This window comes from Micromonospora sp. NPDC051925 (assembly GCF_044548625.1).
Lineage (GTDB): Bacteria > Actinomycetota > Actinomycetes > Mycobacteriales > Micromonosporaceae > Micromonospora.
In genome coordinates this window covers 195,167-215,554 of sequence record NZ_JBIUCH010000009.1, presented here as the reverse complement: position 1 = coordinate 215,554, position 20,388 = coordinate 195,167, and the positions used below count along the sequence as shown (strand labels likewise).

Annotated in this window: 19 protein-coding genes; 7 read left to right on the top strand and 12 right to left on the bottom strand. The window is 72.3% G+C overall.

Annotated features, from left to right (window positions below; all coding sequences use genetic code 11):
- Nucleotides 1–103 precede the first annotated feature (103 nt).
- A complete protein-coding gene (gene mycP, locus ACIG87_RS14790; protein WP_396851033.1) occupies nucleotides 104–1,324 on the top strand; it encodes a type VII secretion-associated serine protease mycosin in 1,221 nt (406 codons plus the stop codon).
- A gap of 50 nt (nucleotides 1,325–1,374) precedes the next feature.
- On the opposite strand, the gene ACIG87_RS14785 is transcribed toward mycP, so the two are convergent.
- The gene (locus tag ACIG87_RS14785) at nucleotides 1,375–1,668 is read right to left on the bottom strand and encodes a WXG100 family type VII secretion target (protein WP_396851032.1); all 294 of its coding nucleotides are present in this window, start codon (nucleotides 1,666–1,668) and stop codon (nucleotides 1,375–1,377) included.
- 24 nt (nucleotides 1,669–1,692) lie between these two features.
- Nucleotides 1,693–2,010 carry a WXG100 family type VII secretion target gene (locus ACIG87_RS14780; protein ID WP_396851031.1) on the bottom strand — a complete coding sequence of 106 codons (318 nt, stop codon included), beginning with the start codon at nucleotides 2,008–2,010 and terminating at the stop codon, nucleotides 1,693–1,695.
- 427 nt (nucleotides 2,011–2,437) lie between these two features.
- Between ACIG87_RS14780 and eccE the strand changes: the two genes are divergently transcribed.
- The 4 genes from eccE (at nucleotide 2,438) to rarD (ending at nucleotide 6,230) form a co-directional block, all read left to right on the top strand.
- Entirely contained in the window at nucleotides 2,438–4,252 is a 1,815-nt protein-coding gene (gene eccE / locus ACIG87_RS14775; protein ID WP_396851030.1) for a type VII secretion protein EccE, read from the top strand.
- A gap of 54 nt (nucleotides 4,253–4,306) precedes the next feature.
- Nucleotides 4,307–4,693, top strand: a complete 387-nt coding sequence (locus ACIG87_RS14770; RefSeq protein ID WP_396851029.1) for a phage holin family protein — start codon at nucleotides 4,307–4,309, stop codon at nucleotides 4,691–4,693.
- Between the two features lie 127 nt (nucleotides 4,694–4,820).
- On the top strand, nucleotides 4,821–5,255 hold the full coding sequence (locus ACIG87_RS14765) for a GNAT family N-acetyltransferase (RefSeq protein ID WP_396851028.1): 435 nt from the start codon (nucleotides 4,821–4,823) through the stop codon (nucleotides 5,253–5,255).
- 51 nt (nucleotides 5,256–5,306) lie between these two features.
- Complete coding sequence (rarD, locus tag ACIG87_RS14760; protein ID WP_396851027.1) at nucleotides 5,307–6,230, top strand: EamA family transporter RarD; 924 nt, start codon at nucleotides 5,307–5,309, stop codon at nucleotides 6,228–6,230.
- A 146-nt stretch (nucleotides 6,231–6,376) separates the two neighbouring features.
- Here the strand turns inward: rarD and ACIG87_RS14755 are convergent, their stop codons facing one another.
- Together ACIG87_RS14755 and ACIG87_RS14750 are read right to left on the bottom strand one after the other, a co-directional pair.
- A complete protein-coding gene (locus tag ACIG87_RS14755) occupies nucleotides 6,377–7,078 on the bottom strand; it encodes a zf-HC2 domain-containing protein (RefSeq protein ID WP_396851026.1) in 702 nt (233 codons plus the stop codon).
- Nucleotides 7,075–7,569, bottom strand: a complete 495-nt coding sequence (locus tag ACIG87_RS14750; RefSeq protein ID WP_396851102.1) for a sigma-70 family RNA polymerase sigma factor — start codon at nucleotides 7,567–7,569, stop codon at nucleotides 7,075–7,077. The genes ACIG87_RS14755 and ACIG87_RS14750 overlap by 4 nt, the downstream gene beginning before the upstream one ends.
- Nucleotides 7,570–7,803: 234 nt before the next feature.
- On the opposite strand from ACIG87_RS14750, the gene ACIG87_RS14745 reads away from it, so the two are divergent.
- Nucleotides 7,804–9,930: a PhoX family protein gene (locus ACIG87_RS14745; RefSeq protein WP_396851025.1), complete on the top strand. Its 2,127-nt coding sequence runs from the start codon at nucleotides 7,804–7,806 to the stop codon at nucleotides 9,928–9,930.
- A 93-nt stretch (nucleotides 9,931–10,023) separates the two neighbouring features.
- Here the strand turns inward: ACIG87_RS14745 and ACIG87_RS14740 are convergent, their stop codons facing one another.
- Nucleotides 10,024–10,806 carry an IclR family transcriptional regulator gene (locus tag ACIG87_RS14740; RefSeq protein ID WP_396851024.1) on the bottom strand — a complete coding sequence of 261 codons (783 nt, stop codon included), beginning with the start codon at nucleotides 10,804–10,806 and terminating at the stop codon, nucleotides 10,024–10,026.
- Nucleotides 10,807–10,964: 158 nt separating this feature from the next.
- Here ACIG87_RS14740 and ACIG87_RS14735 point away from each other — a divergent pair, with 158 nt between their 5' ends.
- On the top strand, nucleotides 10,965–12,155 hold the full coding sequence (locus ACIG87_RS14735; RefSeq protein WP_396851023.1) for an MFS transporter: 1,191 nt from the start codon (nucleotides 10,965–10,967) through the stop codon (nucleotides 12,153–12,155).
- Between the two features lie 30 nt (nucleotides 12,156–12,185).
- Here ACIG87_RS14735 and ACIG87_RS14730 read toward each other — a convergent pair whose 3' ends face one another.
- The 7 genes from ACIG87_RS14730 to nuoI form a co-directional block, all read right to left on the bottom strand.
- Nucleotides 12,186–13,268 carry a polyprenyl synthetase family protein gene (locus tag ACIG87_RS14730; RefSeq protein ID WP_396851022.1) on the bottom strand — a complete coding sequence of 361 codons (1,083 nt, stop codon included), beginning with the start codon at nucleotides 13,266–13,268 and terminating at the stop codon, nucleotides 12,186–12,188.
- A gap of 90 nt (nucleotides 13,269–13,358) precedes the next feature.
- A complete protein-coding gene (nuoN, locus tag ACIG87_RS14725; RefSeq protein WP_396851021.1) occupies nucleotides 13,359–14,912 on the bottom strand; it encodes an NADH-quinone oxidoreductase subunit NuoN in 1,554 nt (517 codons plus the stop codon).
- A gap of 64 nt (nucleotides 14,913–14,976) precedes the next feature.
- Nucleotides 14,977–16,509 carry an NADH-quinone oxidoreductase subunit M gene (locus ACIG87_RS14720; RefSeq protein ID WP_396851020.1) on the bottom strand — a complete coding sequence of 511 codons (1,533 nt, stop codon included), beginning with the start codon at nucleotides 16,507–16,509 and terminating at the stop codon, nucleotides 14,977–14,979.
- 64 nt (nucleotides 16,510–16,573) lie between these two features.
- Nucleotides 16,574–18,532 (bottom strand): NADH-quinone oxidoreductase subunit L, encoded by a 1,959-nt coding sequence (gene nuoL, locus ACIG87_RS14715; RefSeq protein ID WP_396851019.1) that lies wholly within the window; start codon nucleotides 18,530–18,532, stop codon nucleotides 16,574–16,576.
- Between the two features lie 11 nt (nucleotides 18,533–18,543).
- Nucleotides 18,544–18,843, bottom strand: coding sequence for an NADH-quinone oxidoreductase subunit NuoK (nuoK, locus tag ACIG87_RS14710; RefSeq protein WP_396851018.1), 300 nt, complete (start codon nucleotides 18,841–18,843; stop codon nucleotides 18,544–18,546).
- A 118-nt stretch (nucleotides 18,844–18,961) separates the two neighbouring features.
- Entirely contained in the window at nucleotides 18,962–19,732 is a 771-nt protein-coding gene (locus ACIG87_RS14705) for an NADH-quinone oxidoreductase subunit J (protein WP_396851017.1), read from the bottom strand.
- Nucleotides 19,729–20,388, bottom strand: coding sequence for an NADH-quinone oxidoreductase subunit NuoI (gene nuoI, locus ACIG87_RS14700; protein ID WP_396851016.1), 660 nt, complete (start codon nucleotides 20,386–20,388; stop codon nucleotides 19,729–19,731). Before nuoI ends, ACIG87_RS14705 begins: the two co-directional genes overlap by 4 nt.

Below are 20,388 nucleotides of genomic sequence, written 5' to 3'. Positions count from 1 at the left end.
GGTGAAAACAGGATCACAATGGGCTGGCCACCGGCGGCCCACCGGGCAACATACCCAGGCGATAGCATCCCGTTGCGGAGTCGACACGATACGGAGGCGGTCGATGTCCCGAACCGGCAGCCGACGAGCCCTCACGATCCTGGCCACGGCCCTGCTCGCCGCCCTGCCGGCGTTCGTCGTGTCGTCGGTCACCCCGGCCCGCGCCGGTCCGGCCTGCGCCACGCCGCCCGCGCCGGCCCGGCCGGTCGCCGCCGTCCCCTGGCCCCAGCGACGGTACGCCCCGGAACGGCTCGCCCCGCTGGCCACCGGTGCCGGCGTCACCGTGGCGGTGATCGACTCGGGTGTCGACCGGCGGCATCCCCAGCTGCGGGGCCGGGTGCTCGACGGCGCGGACTTCCTCGACCCCGGCGGCGACGGCACCCGCGACTGCGCCGGTCACGGCACCGGAGTGGCCAGCATCATCGCCGCCGGGGAGGGCGCCGGCGTGGCCTTCCGGGGGCTCGCGCCCGAAGCCCGGATCCTGCCGGTACGGGTGAGCGAACAGCAGGTCGTCGAGGGGCGGGAGTCGGGGCGTACGGTCAGCGCCGCCGATTTCGCCCGAGCCGTCCGCTGGGCGGTGGACCACGACGCCGACGTGCTCAACCTCTCGGTCGTCCTGTACGCCGACGCCCCGGCCGTGCGGGACGCGATCGACTACGCGGTCCGGCGGGACGTGATCGTGGTGGCCGCCGCCGGCAACCTGCACGACGGCGGCAACCCACTGCCCTACCCCGCGGCGTACGACGGGGTGCTCGGCGTCGGGGCGGTCACCCCGGCGGGTACCCGCGCCCCGTTCTCGCAGATCGGCCCGTACGTCGACCTGGTCGCCCCGGGCAGCGACGTGCTGATGGCCGCGCCGGGGCAGGGCCATCAGCGCGCCGAGGGGACCAGTTACGCCGCCCCGTTCGTGGCGGGCACCGCGGCGTTGCTGCGGCAGTACCGACCGGAACTCAGCGCCGCGGAGGTGACCAGCCGGATCGTGCACACCGCCGATCCGGCACCGGGTGGGCAACAGGGTGGCTACGGGGCCGGGGTGCTCAACCCGTACCGGGCGGTGGTGGAGACCGGCACCGGTCCCCTGCCGGCCGCCCGGTCGACGATGGCCCTGCCGGCGGAGCGGGCCGACCCGGCGCTGCTGGCCCAGCGGCACCGACGGACGGTGGCCCGGGACCGGGCGCTGCTGGTCGCCGCGGTCACCGGCGGGGCGGTGGCCATGGCGGTGCTGCTGGCCGTGGTGCTTCCCCGCGGCACCCGCCGCCGCTGGCACCCGGCCGGACCCGCCTGACGGCAGCGCCCGACCGGTGGGACGTCAGGCGCTGCCGTCGGGCGGCCGGCTCACTGGAACAGGCCGACGTTCCGCTTCTCGGTGTCGAGGTAGTCGGCGGCGGAGTCGTCCACCGCGAGCCTGATGTCGCGCAGCATCGCCTGGAGGTCCTGCGAGGCGGAGCGCCACCGGGCCTGCCGCTGCTCGTACGCCTGCCGGGCCTCGCCGTCCCAGCCGGCGACCAGCGGGGCGGCGTCCCGCTCCAGCTGGCCGAGCTGTGAGTCGAGGGTGTTCAACGCCTTCTGGATGTCCGCGCCGGCCTGGTGCAGCGCGGCGAAGTTGACGACCAGCACACCATGGTCCATCGGATGTTCCTTCCCCGGATCTGGTCAGAGCGGCAGTTGGATGCCGCGATTGGTGCCGGCGACCCGGCTGGCGGACTCGGTGTCCGAGGCGTCGTACTCCCGGCCTGCGGTGCGGATGGCCGTCGCGGTTTCCCGCAGGGCCCGTTGCAGGGCGGCCTGGTCCTTCCCCCACTGCTGCTTGACCTGCTCGAACGAGCGCCCACCGGCACCCCGCCAGGCCTGCTGCAACACCTCCAGCTCGGCCATCAGGCCGGTCAGCATGGCCTGCAACGACTGGTCCACCTGCTCGAACTTCGCGGCGGTGTGCTGCATCACCGCGGCCTCTGCCTGGGTCTGGGACACCCGGACGTCACCTCGTCTCCTCGGTCGGGGCCGACCACTCGGACAGTCCACTCCGGATGCCCGTCCTCGTCCACCGGACCGGCACCGGGCCTCGGGCGAACGTGGTCGGCGAAACTCGTCGCTGACGGTAGTCGCACGATCGCGGTTGTGCCACCCCGTCGACATCCCCTGTGGACAACCGCGGCCCCGTCGCGGGCGACCACGGTCCCCACCAGAGCGACCAGGCCAATACCATGGGTCATGCTGTCGTCGCGTTCCGGTCCGATGTGGCTGGACGTCACCCGCCAGGCACCGTTCGGGGCCGATCCACCTGGCGGACCGGCCCCGAACGGGACCGACCACCGGCTCAGCACCGGGACCGCCACCGGCAGGGCACGTCGGCCACCATGGTCGGCGGCCGGCGGAACGACGCAACGGAGGAGGTGCGGTGACGGCGAGCACGACCGATCGGCCGGCCCGGCGTCAGCCGCCGTGGGCCCCCGGAGTCCCGGCGCAGGCCCGCTCGGGCTCCGCCGTACGCCCCGGCCAGTTGGTCGCCATGCAGGTCGCGATGGCGTTGCCGGTGGCCGCGTACGGTCGCGGGCCCGGACCGGCCATGCTCGCCGCGGTCGGGGCGGTCGTCCTGACCGGCCTCGGGTGGGGGCGCTGGCGCGGGCGGTGGCTCTTCGACTGGTGGGGCACCGCCGCCGGGTACGTCACCCGACGACGCGGGCTGCCCGCCGACGCCGCCCCGGCGGCCCTGCTGGACCTGGTGCTCCCCGACGCCGTGCTGGGCCCGGTGGAGCTGGCCGAGGGGCCGGCGGGGGTGGTCGACGACGCCCTCGGGCTGACCGTCCTGCTCGACCTCGGTGACCCGGGTGACCTGCTGGGCGACCGGTCACACCCACTGCCCGCACCCGGCACGCTGCTGCCGCCGGCCGGGCCGGAGCAGCCGCCCGTACGGGTGCAGTTGCTGCTGCACGCCGTGCCCGCGCCGGCAGCGGGAGTGGCCGGCGGCACGGCGGGCACGTCGTACCGTCAGTTGACCGAGGGGCGACTGCCGGGGCAGGAGCAGGCCCTGCTCGCGGTCCGGGTGCTGCGCGTGCCCGGCTGGTCCGACGCCGACCTGCGCCGGGCGCTCGCCGGCACGGTGCGTCGGATCGTCCGCCGGGTCGGGCCGGTGCCGGCCCGGCCGCTCGGCGAGCACGCCGCGCTGCGGGTGCTGTGCGAGCTCGCCCACCACGACGGCGGCCGAGAGGTGCGGGAGACCTGGTCGATGCTGCGCACCGGCAACCTGTGCCAGGCGACCTTCCGGTTGGTCCGCTGGCCGGACGCCCGGGTCGATCCGGGCCGCCGGTTGGTGGCCCGGCTGCTGGCCCTGCCGGCAACCGCCACCAGCGTGTCGCTCTGTGCCGGCCCGCGTACCGGTGGCGACGCCACACCGACGCCGGCCGAGCTGACGGTACGGCTGGCCGCCGCGACGCCGGCCGAGCTGGAACTCGCCGCCGAGGGGTTGTGCCGGATCGCCGTCGACGCCGGTGGTGAGCTGCGCCGGCTCGACGGGGCGCACCTGCCCGGCCTGGCCGCCACGTTGCCGCTGGCGGTGCCCGGGGTGGCGGAGGCGACCACGCCCGGGACGGAGCCACCGGAGCTGACCCTGGACGCCGCCGGGCTGATGGTGGGGGCCAATCGGCACGGTGGCGCGGTGACGGTCCGGCTGTTCCGCGCCGAGGGAACCCGGCTGGTGCTGGTCGGTGGGCTGGCGGCGGCACAACTGCTGGTGCTGCGGGCGGTGGCGCTGGGCGCGGGGGTGGTCGTGCAGACCGGTCGGCCGCGCGCCTGGGAACCGTTCGTCCGGGGGGTCGGCGGGCAGCAGGGCGGGATCCTGGTGGTCCCGACCGGTCGGGCGGTGGGCGTCGCCGGCTCGCCGCTGCGACCGCTGCTGGTGGTGAACGACGCCGGTACGGCGGCCGGCGGGCCGACGCCCGGGGCGGGCTGGGTGTCCACCCTGGTGGTCCGGGACGAGCTGACCCCGGCGGACGTCGACACCCTGGGTCGGGCCGACCTCGCGGTGCTGCAACCCCTCGACCCGCAGGAGGCCGCCCTGGCGGGCACGGCGCTGGGGCTTGGTGGTTCGGCGGAGTGGCTGACCCGGATCCGGGACGACATGGTCGCGGTGGTCAACCGGCGGGCGCTGCGGTGGGCGCTGCTCTCGCCCACCCCGATCGAGTCGCAGCTGGTCGGCCGCCCAGGCCGGCGCTGACCGGAAGGCCACGGTGGGTTCCCCGGGTGGACCACGCGTGGCACGATCCCGGCCATGGATTTTCTGAAGGGTCTTCTGATCCGGTTGGGCTCTACGGCGGTGGCCTTCTGGCTGGCGACACTGCTCATCCCGGGCATCACGCTGAGCACCGACTCGGCCGGCGAGGCGATCATCACCCTGGTACTGGTCTCGGTGATCTTCGGCGTGGTCAACGCGGTGCTCCAGCCGATCATCAAGACCGTCGGCTGCGGCTTCTACCTGCTCACCCTCGGGCTGATCGCGCTGGTCGTCAACGGCCTGCTGTTCCTGCTCACCAGCTGGATCGCCGACCAGGCGGACCTGCCCTTCCACGTGGACGGGTTCTGGCCGGAGGCGGTGCTCGGCGCGCTCCTCGTCGGCATCGTGACCTGGATCCTCGGCGCCATCCTCGACCGCGACTGACCGGGCTCCCGGCCACCGCCCCGGTACGACGCACCCGGGGCGGTGGCCAGGGCCTGGGCGAACGGGCGTGGCCACCGGACGGGAATTGGCTGGCGGAACCGGCCCCCGGTGGGGCTAGCGTGGCGGCGTGTTCTCGTTGACCCGCACCGACGGCTACCAGCTCAGCACCGATCAGGACCGGATCGACCGGGACCGGGTGCATCACTGGCTCTCCACCGACGCCTACTGGGCGCTCGGACGCAGTCGGGAGACGACGGCCCGAGCCTTCGCCGGGTCGATCCCGTACGGCGTCTACCGACCGGAAGACGGCGCGCAGGTCGCGGTCGCCCGGGTGATCACCGACCGGGCCACCTTCGGCTGGCTCTGCGACGTCTACGTCGCGCCCGAGGTCCGGGGACGCGGGCTGGGCACCTGGCTGGCCGGCGCGATCCGTGACCACCTCGCCACGTTCGGCGTACGCCGGGTCGCACTGGCGACCTACGACGCCCACGGGGTGTACGCGAAGGTGGGTTTCACCCCGGTGCCACCGGAGCGGTGGATGGAGTGGATGAACGACCGGTGACCCCGCTCACCGGAAAGGAACCCGAGCCCGTCTTCCCCTTACGGTGAGCAGGTGACCCCGCTCCGGCTCGGCTACCTCTACGGCATCGGCGCGTACCTGATCTGGGGCTTCTTCCCGATCTACCTGAAGCTGCTCCGCCCGGCGGGGCCGGTGGAGATCCTGGCCCACCGGATCATCTGGTCGGTGCTCTTCGTCGCGCTGCTGCTCGCCGCCCTGCGCAACGTCGGCTTCCTGCGGTCGTTGGCCCGCCGCCCCCGGACGCTGGCCGGGATCGGCGTCGCGGCGGCGCTGATCGCGGTGAACTGGGGCACCTACATCTACGGGGTGAACTCCGGCCGGGTGGTGGAGACCGCGCTCGGCTACTTCATCAATCCGCTGGTGTCGGTGCTGCTCGGGGTGTTCGTGCTGCGGGAGCGGCTGCGCCCGGCGCAGTGGACGGCGCTCGGGGTGGGTACGGCGGCGGTCGCCGTGCTCACCGTCGACTACGGCCGGCTGCCCTACCTGGCGTTGACCCTGGCGGTCAGCTTCGCCGGGTACGGCCTGGCCAAGAAGCGGCTCGGGCTGCCGGCGGTGGAGGGGTTGTTCGTCGAGTCGACGGTGCTGGCGCTGCCCGCCCTGACCTACCTGGGCTGGCTGGCGAGCCGGGGCGGGTCGACGTTCGGGCAGGTCTCGGTCGGGCACACCGCGCTGTTGGTGGCGGCCGGGGCGGCGACCGCGATCCCGCTGCTGCTCTTCGCAGGCGCGGCCAACCGGTTGCCGCTGACCGCGCTCGGCATGCTCCAGTACGTGGCCCCGATCCTCCAGCTCGGCTGCGGTGTGCTGATCTTCCACGAGCCGATGCCTCCGGCCCGGCTGGCCGGTTTCACCCTGGTCTGGCTGGCCCTGCTGATCTTCACCCTGGACGCGGTGCGGCACGGCCGACGTACCCGGGCTGCCGCCCGCGCGGCCACACCGCTCCCCGCCGCCGCCCACTGAGCACGCCCGACCCGGCCAGGTCGCACGCCCGGCGGCCGAGCCGGGCGGGCCACCCCGACGGCCGAGCCGGGCGGGCCACCCCGACGGCCGAGCCGGGCGGGCCACCAGCGCGGTGGCCGGATGGGCGGCCGGCGGCGGCCCCGGGGTCAGCGGACGTCGTAGCTGAGGACGAGCGTCCCGTCGGCGCGGACGAGTTCGAGGCGGACCAGTTCGGAGTCGGTGAACCGGGTCGCGCCGCGCAGGTTCACATCGTCGCCGGGGGCGGCCAGCCAGGAGGCGATCTGCTCCGTCGCGTCGTCCGGGCCGTGCGCCACCAGCCGGAACGTGTACGCCTTGCCGTAGTCGACCGTCGCGTCGTACCCGCAGTGCATGACGACCTCGGTGCCCCACTTGGTGCCGCTCAGTCCGATCTCCGCGTGCACCGCCGGGGTCTTGGCCGACACCGGTGCCATCGACACCATCCGTACCGCCTGGGTGGTCGGCGCGGGCGTCGGGGCCGGGCGCAGGGCGGATGCCCCGCCGAAGCCCAGTACCAGGGCGAACACGGCGGCGACGAGCGCGGTCACGGCGTACCGTCGGCGGTTGCGGGTCCGGTCGCGGCGACGGCGGTCCCGGGCGGTCGCGATCAGCTCGGGCGCCCGACTGATCTCCGGCGGTGGCGGGAGGAACTCCTCCAGCGTGGTCGGGTCGAGCCGACCCAGCAGGCCCGGCAGCACGGCGACCTCGGCCACCGCCTGCCGGCACGGCGCGCAACCGGCCAGGTGCCGCTCGTAGGCGGCCCGGTCGGCGGGAGCGAGCGCACCCAGCACGTACGCGCCGTCGTCGTGCGCGAACTCGCAGCGGGTCATCCGGTCACCCCCATCTCGGCCAGGGCCAACCGTAGTGAACGCAGCGCGTAGTGGGTGCGGGACTTGACCGTTCCCGGCGGCACCCCCAGGCGGGCCGCCGCCTCGGCCACCGAACGGCCCTGGTAGAAGCACTCGACCAGCACCTCCCGGTGGGTGGGGCTGAGTCGGTTCAGCGCCTCCGCGATGGTCCATGCCTCCACCGCGCGCTCCGCTTCGTCAACCGTCTCGGGCGGCTCGGGCAGGTCGTCGGTGAACACCTCGCCGACCCGGGTCGAGCGTCGCCGCCAAGCGTCGATCGCCAGGTTCCGGGCTGTCGTGAAGAGCCAGGCGCGGACCGAGCCGCGTCGCGGGTCCAGCGACTCGGGGTGACGCCAGGCGCGCAGCAGGGTCTCCTGCACCAGGTCCTCGGCCCGGGTCCGGTCCCCGTTGACCAACCGCAACGCGTGCGTGTAGAGCGCGTCGGCATGTTCGTCGTGCAGGGCGCGCAGCAGTTGGGCGTCGTGGTCGCTGATGGTGATCCCCTCGCTCTCCGCGGCGAGTGCGGCGAAGTTGTCCGCCCGTGGATACGCGCCGTGCCCGCGATCGGTTCACCGGTCACTGCTGTTCACATCCGGTTCACACCGCGTCCGGTGCCCGCTCACCCCGTCCTGGCAGCGTCCGCCCGGTACGCACGTCGGGCAGGTGAGAACGGCGTGCCACCGACCTGCTTCCAGGAGGCTCCTTCCATGAGCGACCGTCCTCGGCTGCTCCCACTGCTCGGTGCCACCCGGCACGGCAGCCGCGATGCGATGACCTGTCTGTACCGCTGCGGCAATGCCTGCGACCACCCCGTACCCAACAGCTCCGACAACACCTACTTCGGCGACCTGGTCGAGGCCGAGGTGTCCCGCCGGGGCGTGGTCCGGGCGGGCGCCGTGGGCGCCCTGGTGCTCGGCTTCGGCGGCACCGCCGCCGGGGCGCTGGCCGGGGCCGCCCCCGCCGCCGCCGCGCCCGCCACCCCGGTGGTGCCGGAGGTCGGCAACCCGACCGCGCCGCAACGCGGCGTCGGCAGCGGGGCGCTGACCTTCAAGCCGATCCCGCCGAACCAGCTCGACACCCTGGTCGTCCCCAACGGGTACGACCACAGCGTGGTCATCCGCTGGGGCGACCCGGTGCTGCCCGGTGCGCCCCGGTTCGACCTGCGCGGGCAGACCGCCGCCGCCCAGTCCAAGCAGTTCGGCTACAACAACGACTTCGTCGGGGTGCTGCCGCTGGACCGGCGGGGCAAGCGGGCGCTGCTCGTGGTCAACCACGAGTACACCAACGAGGACCTGATGTTCCCCGGCTTCACCGGCCTGGACAACCTCACCGTCGAGCAGCTGCGCACCGCGATGGCCGCGCACGGCATGTCGGTGGTGGAGTTGGAGCGGGTGGACGGCACCGGGCAGTGGCGGCCGGTGGGTCAGGGCCGGCGGCCGTACAACCGGCGGGTCACCGCGCTGAGCACGAAGTTCGAGCTGACCGGCCCGGCCGCCGGCTCGGCCTGGCTGCGGACCGCCGCCGACCCGAAGGGCCGGACGGTGGTCGGCACGCTGAACAACTGCGCCGGTGGGGTCACCCCGTGGGGCACGGTGCTCTCCGGCGAGGAGAACTTCAACCAGTACTTCGTCGGGGCCGACGCCGCGCCCGCCGAGCTGAAGCCGAAGTTCGACCGGTACGGCATCACCACCTCCGCCCGCTACCCCAGCGGCAGCCGCAAGTGGGAGCGGGCCGACGAGCGGTTCGACCTGGCGAAGCACCCCAACGAGGCGCACCGGTTCGGGTGGATCGTGGAGATCGACCCGTTCGACCCGGAGAGCCGCCCACGCAAGCACACCGCGCTCGGCCGGTTCAAGCACGAGGGCGCCAACGTGATCGTGGCCCGCGACGGGCGGGTGGTCGCGTACATGGGTGACGACGAGCGCTTCGACTACCTCTACAAGTTCGTCTCGGACAAGAAGTTCATGTCGGGCGACTCCTGGGTGGCCCGCAAGAACAACCTGACCCTGCTGGAGTCGGGCACCCTCTACGTGGCGCAGTTCGCCCAGACCAGCGCCGCCGAGATCGACGGCTCGGGCAAGCTGCCCGCCGACGGCGCGTTCAACGGCTCCGGCCGGTGGATCAAGCTGGTCAGCGGCAACCGCTCGTACGTCGACGGAATGACCGCCGCCGACGTGCTCACCTTCACCCGGCTCGCCGGGGACAAGGTCGGCGCGACCAAGATGGACCGGCCGGAGGACGTCGAGCCGAGCCTGCTCACCGGCAAGGTGTACGTGGCGCTGACCAACAACACCGACCGGGGCAAGGCCGGCAAGGCGGCGGCCGACGAGATCAACCCGCGCAACCTCAACAAGCACGGGCAGATCCTGGAGCTGGTCGAGGACCGGGGCGACAACACGGCGGAGTCCTTCGCCTGGTCGCTGCCGATCGTCGCCGGTGACCCGACCGACCCGTCGACCTACTTCGCCGGGTACGACAAGACCAAGGTCTCGCCGATCTCCTGCCCGGACAACGTCGCCTTCGACGCCACCGGCAACCTCTGGATCTCCACCGACGGCAACGCGCTGGGCAGCAACGACGGCCTCTTCGCCACCGCCGTCGAAGGGCCGGAGCGGGGGCACCTGAAGCAGTTCCTCACCGTGCCGCTGGGCGCGGAGACGTGCGGGCCGTTCATCACCGGCGACAACCGGTCGGTCTTCGTGGCCGTGCAACACCCGGGCGAGATCACCGGTGCGTCGGTGGAGAAGCCGGCGTCGACCTGGCCGGACGGCGACTACGCCAAGCCGGGCGTGGTGGTCACCTGGCGGCTCGACGGCGGCCCGATCGGCAGCTGACGTACCCACCTGGGTCGGCCCACCCGCCGGGCCGACCGCGAGGGCCCTCTCCCGTTGCGGTCCGGGAGGGGGCCCTCCCTCCGCCGGGGCGGGTCAGGCGTCGGCGGCGATGCCGTCGGCCACGGCGCGGGCGACGGTGAGCAGCTTGGCCCGCACCACCCGGGCCGAGGTCATCATCTCGCTGGCCGGCAACGAGCAGGCCAGCACCACCCGCCGTTCCATGTCCTTGTCCGGGTTGACCAGGACCGCGGCGCAGGCCACCCCCTGCCGGAACTGGCCCAGCTCCAACTGCATGCCCCGCCGGTCACCGGCGGCCAGGTCCGCCTCGAACGCGTCGGGGCTGGTCAGGGTGGCGGTGGTGAACGGCCGCATGCCGTAGTCGCGCAGGTAGCGCAGGCGCTGCTCGGCGGTGAGGGTGGCCAGCAGCGCCTTGCCCAGGGCGGTGGCGTGCGCGCCCTCGTCGAAGCCGGGGACCAGATCCTCCAGGTACGGCGAGCGGGCCCCCTCGGCGACGGCGGTGACCGCCACCTGGCCGCCGACGAACCGGCCCAGGTAGTGGCTCCACCCGGTGTCGACGGCGGCCCGCCGCAGCGACTCCCCGACGGCGGCCGGTCCACGGAAGGCGGTCACCAGTTCCCGGTACCGGTCGGCGATCTCCAGGCCAACGATGTAGGTGCCGTCCTCCCGACGGATCACGTAACCCTCGTAGGCCAGGGTGCGGACCAGGTGGTAGGTGGTGGCGACCGTCAGCTCGCACCGACGGGCGATCTGCTTGACGGTCAGGCCCTTCGGGGCACGACCGACCGACTCGAGCACGCGTAGCGCGCGGGAAACGCTTCGGATCAGGTCCGAAGGTTCCGCCAGGGGGTCACGCACAACCACCTCCGCAGCCGGGGACTTACACCATATGAAAAACCAGCCCCGGACGGAACGCCCGTTCGGGTGGAGGATGCCAGATCAGGCGGTATACGGCGGGTCCGCCGGCGACACGCCGAGGGTTGTCAGGAAGTCGACTCGCGTAGGTTGGTCCCACGATGACCGACACCGCGCTCAGCCCCTCGCCGAGCCGGCCGACCGTACGCCCCCTGCGGGCTGGCGCCGGTGCCGTCGCGACCACCATCGCCAGCGTCCTGCCGGTCTTCCTGGTCGGCGGGCTCGCCGTGCAGATGGGTGACGACCTGGGCTTCTCTCCCGCCGGGCTGGGACTGGCAGTGTCCGTCTACTTCGGCGTCAGCGCACTCGCCTCGATGCCCTCCGGCCGGCTCGTGGAACGGGTCGGCCCGGCCGTGGTGGCCCGCGCCGCCATCCTGCTCGCCGCCGGGTGCCTGCTCGCCATCGCCGGGCTGGCCCGGTCGTACCCGGTGCTGGTCGGCCTGCTCGCGCTGAGCGCCACGGCGAACGCGTTGGGCCAACTGGCCAGCAACACCGCGCTGGCCCGGCACGTGCCCGCCCGACGGCAGGGCCTGTCGTTCGGGGTGAAGCAGGCCGCCATCCCGGCCTCCACGCTGCTGGCCGGGGCGGCGGTGCCGGCGATCGCCCTCACCGCCGGGTGGCGCTGGGCGTTCGTGGCCGCCGCCGGTGCCGCGCTGGCCGCGCTGCCGGCCGTACCACCGGGGGCGGCCGGACCGGCGCGGGAGCGCGCGGCGGCACGCGGCGGCGGGGCCACCGCGGCGCTGGTGGTGGTCGGGGCGGCGGCCACCCTCGCGGCGGGAGCCGCCAACGCGCTGGGCACCTTCGTGGTGGACTCGTCGGTGCACCGGGGGCTCGCCCCCGGCCCGGCCGGTCTGGTGCTCACCCTGGGCGGCGCGGTCTGCGTGGCCGCCCGGATCGGCGTCGGCTGGCTCGCCGACCGCCGCGACACCGGCCACGTCGCGGCGGTCGCCGCGATGCTGGTGGTCGGGGCGGTCGGGCTGGGGCTGCTGGCGGTGGCCGGCCCGGTGCCGCTGACCGTCGGGGTGGTGCTCGGCTTCGGGCTGGGCTGGGCCTGGCCGGGACTGATGAACTTCGCGGTGGTCCGGCTGCACCCGCAGGCCCCGGCCGCCGCCACCTCGATCACCCAGACCGGGGTGTACGCCGGCGGCTGCCTCGGCCCGCTCGGCCTCGGCGCGCTCGCCGGCACCAGCGGCTACCAGGTGATGTGGTTGACCGCCGCGGTCGCCATGGTCCTCGCCGCCGTCCTCATGCTCACCGGCAGCCGGCTGCTCACCCGGTCCGCTGCTCCCTGACCCACGCCGGGCGGCCGGCGACCCACCGGGTCAGCTGGTGCGGTCGGCGATGTAGTCGCAGAGGGATTCGAGCGCCCGGCGGGCCGGGATCTGCGGAAGCGGGGCCAACTGCGCGCGGGCGTCCTCGGCGTAGCTGCGGACGGTCTCCCGGGCCCGCTTGAGCGCGGGGGACTCGCGGAGCAGGCCGAGCGCCTCGGCGTGCAGCGCGTCGTCGACCAGCGGGCCGGTGGCCAGGATCTCCCGCAGCCGTACCGAGGCCGCGTCGGAGTCGTCGCCGGCCAGCGCGTAGAGCACCGGCAGGGTCGGCACCCCCTCCCGCAGGTCGGTGCCGGGTGTCTTGCCCGACTGTGTCGACTCGGAGGCGATGTCGAGCAGGTCGTCGGAGAGCTGGAAGGCCACCCCGATGGTCTCGCCGTAACCGGCCAGGGCGTCGGTGTACGCCTCGGACGCCCCACCGAACATGCCGCCGAAGCGGGCCGAGGTGGCGATCAACGAACCCGTCTTGTCGGCGATCACCCGCAGGTAGTGGTCGACCGGATCTTCCGTGCGGGGACCGACCGTCTCGGCGATCTGACCGTGCACCAGCCGGGCGAAGGTGCGCGCCTGGAGTCGGACCGCCACCGGACCCAGGTCGGCGGCGATGTCGGCGGCCCGCGCGAAGAGGTAGTCGCCGACCAGGATGGCCACCGAGTTGGTCCAGCGGGAGTTGGCGCTCGGAGCGCCCCGCCGCACGGCCGCCTCGTCCATCACGTCGTCGTGGTAGAGGGTGGCCAGGTGGGTGAGCTCCATCACCACGGCGGCCGGCACCACCTGCGGGCCCGCCGGGTCACCGAACTGCGCACCCAGGGCCACCAGCAGCGGACGGAACCGCTTGCCACCCGCCTCGACCAGGTGCCGGGCGGCCTCGGTGACGAGCGGATCGGCGCTGGACACGCTGGCCCGCAGCTCCACCTCGACGTCGTCGAGCAGGCCCAGCACGGACGCCTCGACCCGTGGATCGGCCAAGTGCACGCCGAGCGCGCCGATCTGACTCGTGCCCGCCCGGCCCCGACGAACACCGGAGCCGACGGCACCTGAACGCTCCCCCGCCGGAATCACCACACCATCAACCATGCCACACCCGTTCGACCTGCTCCGGACGGGGGATACGGCGGTGGGGCCGGCACGCCCCAGCGCACCGGCCCCACGGCCCGGAAGAACGGATCACCTGACGAATGCTGCGGCGTCCGTCGCCAGGTCGAGCAGGGGTGCCGGAACCACGCCGAGGATCAGCGTGGCGGCCACCCCGATCATCAGCGCGGTGGCGGTCAGCCCACCCGGCACCGCGACGGTCGGGGTGGACTCGCCGGGCTCGGAGAGCCACATCATCACCACCACCCGCAGGTACGGGAAGGCCAGCACCATGCTGGTCAGCACACCGGCCACCACCAGCCAGGCGTGCCCGCTCTCCAACGCCGGACCGAAGACCGCGAACTTGCTCATGAAGCCGCTGGTCAGCGGAATACCGGCGAAGGCCAGCAGGATGAAGGTGAAGACCCCGGCGTAGAACGGCGAGCGGCGACCCAGCCCGGCCCAGCGGGACAGGTGGGTGGCCTCCCCGTCGGCGTCCCGGACCAGGGTCACCACGGCGAACGCGGCGAGCACCGAGAAGCCGTACGCGGCCAGGTAGAACATCGTGCCGGAGACGCCCGCACCGGTCGGGGCGAGCACCCCGACCAGCAGGTACCCGGCGTTGGCGATCGACGAGTACGCCAGCAGCCGCTTGATGTCGGTCTGGGTGACCGCCAGCACCGCGCCGACCAGCATGGTGAGCACCGCCACCACCCCGAGGACCGGGGTGAAGTCCCAGGCGGCCTGGTCGAACGCCACGTGGAAGACCCGCAGCAGGGCACCGAACGCGGCCACCTTCGTGCAGGCCGCCATGAAGCCGGTGACCGGGGTCGGTGCGCCCTGGTAGACGTCCGGGGTCCAGACGTGGAACGGGGCGGCGGCGGCCTTGAACAGCAGGCCGATGGCGATCAGCGCCATGCCGGCGAAGAGCAGCACCTCGCTGGACGGGGACTCGCTCACCGCGGCGTGCACGGTGGCGAAGTCGACCCCGGCGGACCGGCCCGGGATGCCGGCGGTGAAGCCGTACACCAGGGCCACCCCGAACAGGAAGAACGCCGAGGCGTACGCCCCGAGCAGGAAGTACTTCATCGCCGCCTCCTGGCTCAGCAGCCGCCGGCGACGGGCCAGCGCGCAGAGCAGGTAGAGCGGCAGGGAGAAGACCTCCAACGCGATGAACATGGTCAGCAGGTCGTTCGCCGCCACGAAGATCAGCATGCCGGCGATCGCGAAGGTGGTCAGCGGGTAGACCTCGGTCGCCCCGTTGCGCCCCTCGGCCTGCTGCCGGTCGTCGGCCGACTCGGCGGTCACCGCGGCCTGGGCGACGAACGCCCCGCCGCGCTCCACCGAACGCTCGCCGATCAGCAGCAGCGCCATCGCGGCGAGCACCAGGATGGTGCCCTGGAGGAAGAGGGTGGGGCCGTCCACGGCGAGCGCTCCGCCTGCGGTGACCAGCCGGTCGTCGGCGTTGAGGACCACCATCACCAACGCGGCGAGCACCGCCAGCAGGGCCAGCGTCAGCTGCACCAGGTGCCGGCGGCGGCGCGGCACGAAGGCCTCCACCAGGACGCCCAGCAGGGCGACCCCCAGCATGATCAGGATCGGGGCGATCGCCGCGTAGTCGATCGACGGCAACTTGAGTTCGGTCACTGCAGATGCCGCCTTTCGTTCGCGACTGCGGGGCTCACTCGCTGCGCTCGGGCACTCCTCGCGCTCACTTCGCAGCCTCCTGGACGCTGCCGACCTCAGGAGCGGGATCGGTCTTGCCGACGTCCTGCATGGTCGCCTGGACGGCGGGGTTGATCACATCGGTGATCGGCTTGGGATAGAAGCCGAGCAGCACGATCAGGGCGATCAGCGGGGCGACCACGGCCTTCTCACGCAGGGTGAGATCCCGGTGCATGGCCTTGACCTCGGTCAGCTCCGGGTTGAGCGTGCCCTGGGTGGTGCGCTGCACCATCCACAGCACGTACGCGGCGGCCAGGATGATGCCCAGGGTGGCGATCACCGCGACCGGCTTGTTCACCGTGAAGGTACCGATCAGCACCAGGAACTCGGAGACGAACGGCGCGGTGCCGGGCAGTGCCAGCGAGGCCAGACCGGCGAAGAAGAGCACCCCGGCCAGCAGCGGGACCAGCTTGCCCGCGCCGCCGAAGTCGGAGATCCGCGACGAGCCCCGGCGGGCGATGAGCATCCCCACGACCAGGAAGAGCAGGCCGGTGGCGAGCCCGTGGTTGAGCATGTAGAGCACCGCGCCGGTGCCCGCCTGGGTGGTGAAGGCGAAGATGCCGACCCCGATGAACCCGAAGTGCGCGATCGAGGTGTACGACACCAGCCGCTTCAGGTCGGACTGACCGACGGCCAGCAAGGCGGCGTAGAGGATGCCGATCAACCCCAGCGCCAGCGCCCACGGGGCGAACCACTTCGACGCCTCGGGGAACAGCGGCAGGCAGTAGCGCAGGATGCCGAAGGTGCCGACCTTGTCCAGCACCCCGACCAGCAGCGCGGCGGCCCCCGCCGGGGCGGCTTGACCGGCGTCCGGTAGCCAGGTGTGGAACGGGAAGAACGGCGCCTTGATCGCGAAGGCGAGGAAGAAGCCGAGGAACAGCCAGCGCTCGGTGCCGGTGGAGATGTCCACCTGGGTCAGCGTCTGCCAGTCGAAGGTCTTCCCGCCGACCACCCACAGGCCGATCACCGCGGCCAGCATGAACAGGCCGCCGACCAGCGAGTAGAGGAAGAACTTCACCGCCGCGTACTGCCGCTGGTGGCCGCCGTAGCTGCCGATCAGGAAGTACATCGGCACCAGCATGACCTCGAAGAACACGTAGAACAGGAAGACGTCGGCGGCGGCGAAGACGCCGATCATCGTGCTCTCGAGGACGAGCAGCAGGGCGAAGTAGACCGGCACCGACCGCTTCGACGCGTCGGCGTCGTGCCACGACGCCAGGATCACCAGCGGCACCAGCACCGCGATCAGCATCAGCATGACCAGCGCGATGCCGTCGACGGCGAAGGTGAAGTTGACGTCCCAGGTGGGAATCCACGGGTACGACTCGCGGAACTGGAGCCGGTCACCGTCGGCCTGGAAGGTGACCCACATGACCACCGAGAGCGCCAGCACCAGCAGCGACCAGCCGAACGCCACCTGCTTGGCCAGGTCAGGCCGGCGGCGCGGCAGGAAGGCCACGACCAGGGCACCGACCAGCGGCGCCACGGTCAGCACCGAGAGGAACGGGAAGTTGGACATTATGCGGCCTTACCTCCGTCGTGGATGCGTGGTCCGCCGGCGGGGGCGGTCGCACTGAGGTCGATCACGCCAGCCACCCCGCCTGCACTGCCAGGAACGCCGCCACCACGAGCAGCGCGCCGGTCAGGATCGAGGTCGCGTACGACCGGACGAATCCGGTCTGCAACCGCCGGAGTCGACCCGAGCCGCCGCCGACCCCGGCGGCCAGGCCGTTGACCAGCCCGTCGACGCCCCGGTTGTCGAGGAAGACCAGCGCCCGGGTGAGGAAGATGCCCGGCTTCTCGAAGACCACCTCGTTGAAGGCGTCCGTGTAGAGGTTGCGCCGGGCGGCGGTGACCAGCACCCCGGCCGGCTGCGGCGCGGTGGCCGTGCCGTTGCGGAACAGCGCCCAGGCCAGTCCGGCACCGAGCACCGTCACCACCAGCGACAGCGCGGTGAGCAGCCAGTGCGGCAGGACGGCGGCGTGCTCCGCCTCCTCGCCACCGAGGCCGGCGGTGGCGGTCAGCCAGTCCGGCACCGAGGTGGAGAGCAGGAAACCGGCGCCGACCGAGCCGACCGCCAGCAGGATCAGCGGGATGGTCATCAGCTTCGGCGACTCGTGCGGGTGCTCGATGTCCTCGGTCCACCGCTTCGGGCCGTGGAAGGTCAACACGAACAACCGGGTCATGTAGAACGCGGTCAACCCCGCGCCGAGCAGTGCCGCCCCGCCGAACAGCCAGGCCGTCCAGCCCTCCCGCTCGAACGCGGCCACGATGATCGGCTCCTTGGAGAAGAAGCCGGAGAACGGGAACATGCCGATGATGGCGAGCCAGCCCATCATGAAGGTGATCCAGGTGACCTTCATGTACTTCGACAGCCCACCGAAGCGCCGGATGTCCACCTGGTCGTTCATGCCGTGCATGACCGAGCCGGCACCGAGGAACATGTTGGCCTTGAAGAAGCCGTGCGCCAGCAGGTGCACGATGGCCAGCGCGTACGCCGCGCCGCCGAGGCCGACGCCGAGGAACATGTAGCCGATCTGGCTGACGGTCGACCAGGCCAGCACCCGCTTGATGTCGTCCTTCGCCGCGCCGATGATGCAGCCCATCAGCAGGGTCAGCGCGCCGACGCTGACCACCACCAGCTGGAGGGTCTCGTTGGCCGAGAAGATCGGGTTGGACCGGGCGATCAGGTAGACGCCCGCGGTGACCATGGTGGCGGCGTGGATCAGCGCCGACACCGGGGTCGGGCCCTCCATCGCGTCCGGCAGCCACGCCTGGAGCGGGAACTGACCGGACTTGCCGGCCGCCCCGAGCAGCAGCAGCAGGCCCAGCACCAGCACCGTGCCGCTGGCCAGCCCGCCGACGCCGTTGAAGACCTCGTCGTACTGGGTGGTGCCGAGGGTGGCGAACAGGATGAAGATGCCGATCGCCAGGCCGGCGTCGCCGACCCGGTTCATCAGGAACGCCTTCTTGCCGGCGGTGGCCGCGCTCGGCCGTCCGTACCAGAAGGAGATCAGCAGGTACGACGCCAGACCGACGCCCTCCCAGCCGAAGTAGAGCATCACGTAGTTGTTGCCGAGCACCAGCAGCAGCATCGCGGCGACGAAGAGGTTGAAGTACGCGAAGAACCGTCGCCGGCCCTCGTCGTGCGCCATGTACTCGACCGCGTAGAGGTGGATCAGGAAGCCCACCCCGGTGATCAGCAGGACGAAGACCGCGGCCAGCGGGTCGAAGAGCAGACCGAAGTCCACCCTCAGGTCGCCGACCGTGATGAAGTCCCAGAGGCTCAGCTCGACGGACTTGTTCTCCAGCCCGCGCAGCTGGAAGAAGGAGGTGAGCCCCAGCACGAACGCGGCACCGATCGCGGCCACGCCCAGCCAGTGCCCCCAGCGGTCGGCCCGCCGGCCGAGCAGCAGCAGGATCGCCGCGCTGACCAGGGGGATCGCCACCAGCAGCCAGACGCTGCTCAGCAGGCCGTCAGCCGGCGCGTAGGCGACGGTGCCCGCCGGCTCTGCCTGGGCGTACGTCAGAATCTCATCCACCGCAGGGCCCCTCAGTACTTCAGCAGGTTGGCGTCGTCGACGCTCGCCGAGCGCCGGGTCCGGAAGATCGACATGATGATCGCGAGCCCGACCACGACCTCGGCCGCCGCCACCACCATCACGAAGAACGCCATGATCTGTCCGTTGAGGTCACCGTTGATCCGGCTGAAGGTGACCAGCGTCAGGTTGGCCGCGTTGAGCATCAGCTCGACGCACATGAACAGCACGATCGCGTTGCGCCGTACGAGCACGCCGACCGCACCGATGGTGAAGAGCACCACAGCCAGGATCAGGTAGTAGTCGGGGGTCATCGCTGAACCACCTTCTCGTTCGCGACTGCGGGGCTCCGCTTCGCTGCACTCCTCGCGCTCACCGAAGCCACCTTGTCGTTCGCGACTGCGGGGCTCCGCTGCGCTGCACTCCTCGCGCTCACCGTTCCGTCCCCTTCAGGGTGGTTTCCTCGGCGGTCAGCTCCCGCTGCGGCAGGATCGCCGGGGTGCTGCGGTCGGTCAGCCGGCCGTCGGGCAGGCGGGCCGGGGTGGCCACCGAGGAGGAGGTGGCGAAGACACCCGGGCCGGGCTTCGGGCCGGGGTAGTTGCCGGGGCGGAACCGGGCCTTCATGGTGGCGACCTGGTCCATCTTGTCTTCCTTGCGCCGCTCGACGTGCGCCAGCACCATCGCGCCGACCGCCGCCGTGATCAGCAGCGCGGAGGTCAGCTCGAAGGCGAAGACGTACTTGGTGAAGAGCAGCCGGGCGATGCCCTGCACGTTGCCCTCCGCGTTGGCCTGCTCCAGGCCGACTGCGGTGACCCCGTTCAACGCCCGGTACAGGCCGGTGCCGACCAGCCCGGCGAAGCCGAGCCCGAGCACCACCGCGGCGACCCGCTGGCCACGCAGCGTCTCGATCAGCGAGTCGGACGCGTCCCGGCCGACCAGCATCAGCACGAAGAGGAACAGCATCATGATCGCGCCGGTGTAGACGATGATCTGCACCATGCCGATGAACGGGCCGGCCTGCAGGACGTAGAACACGCCCAGGCAGAGCATGGTGAGCACCAGGAAGAGCGCCGAGTGCACGGCGTTGCGGGCCCAGACCATGCCGAGCGCGCCGATCAGCGCCAACGGGGCGAGGACCCAGAAGGTGACCTCCTCACCCCCGGAAACCTGGCCCGCCGCGGCGAGCACCGTGGACGAGATCATGCTCCCGCTCCCTTGCCTGCTGCCGAACCGTCGGCCGCGCCGGCCCGCTGGGCCGCCTGCTCGGCACCCGGGAACGTCACCCCGGGGTGCTCGTCCAGCCGGTACCGCCCGGGGCCCATCGGGGACTGCTCGGCACCGGCCGAGGTGCCCGGGTTGGTCAGCGCGCCGACGTAGTAGTCCTTCTCGCTGTCACCGAGCCGCATCGGGTGCGGCGGCTGCTCCATGCCTTCGAGCAGCGGCGCGAGCAACTGCTCCTTGGTGAAGATCAGATCCTGCCGGTTGTCCCGGGCCAGCTCGTACTCGTTGCTCATGGTCAGCGAACGGGTCGGGCAGGCCTCGATGCAGAGCCCGCAGAAGATGCACCGGGCGTAGTTGATCTGGTAGGTGCTGGCGTACCGCTCACCCGGCGAGAAGCGCTGCTCGTCGGTGTTGTCGCCACCCTCGACGTAGATCGCGTCCGCCGGGCAGGCCCAGGCGCACAGCTCGCAGCCGATGCACTTCTCCAGGCCGTCCGGGTGCCGGTTGAGGATGTGCCGCCCGTGGTAGCGCGGCGCCGAGACCGGCGGCTTGAACGGATAGTCGGTGGTGACGACCTTCCTGAACATGTGCGAGAAGGTGACTCCGAAACCCTTGAACGTTCCGGTGATCGTGCCCAC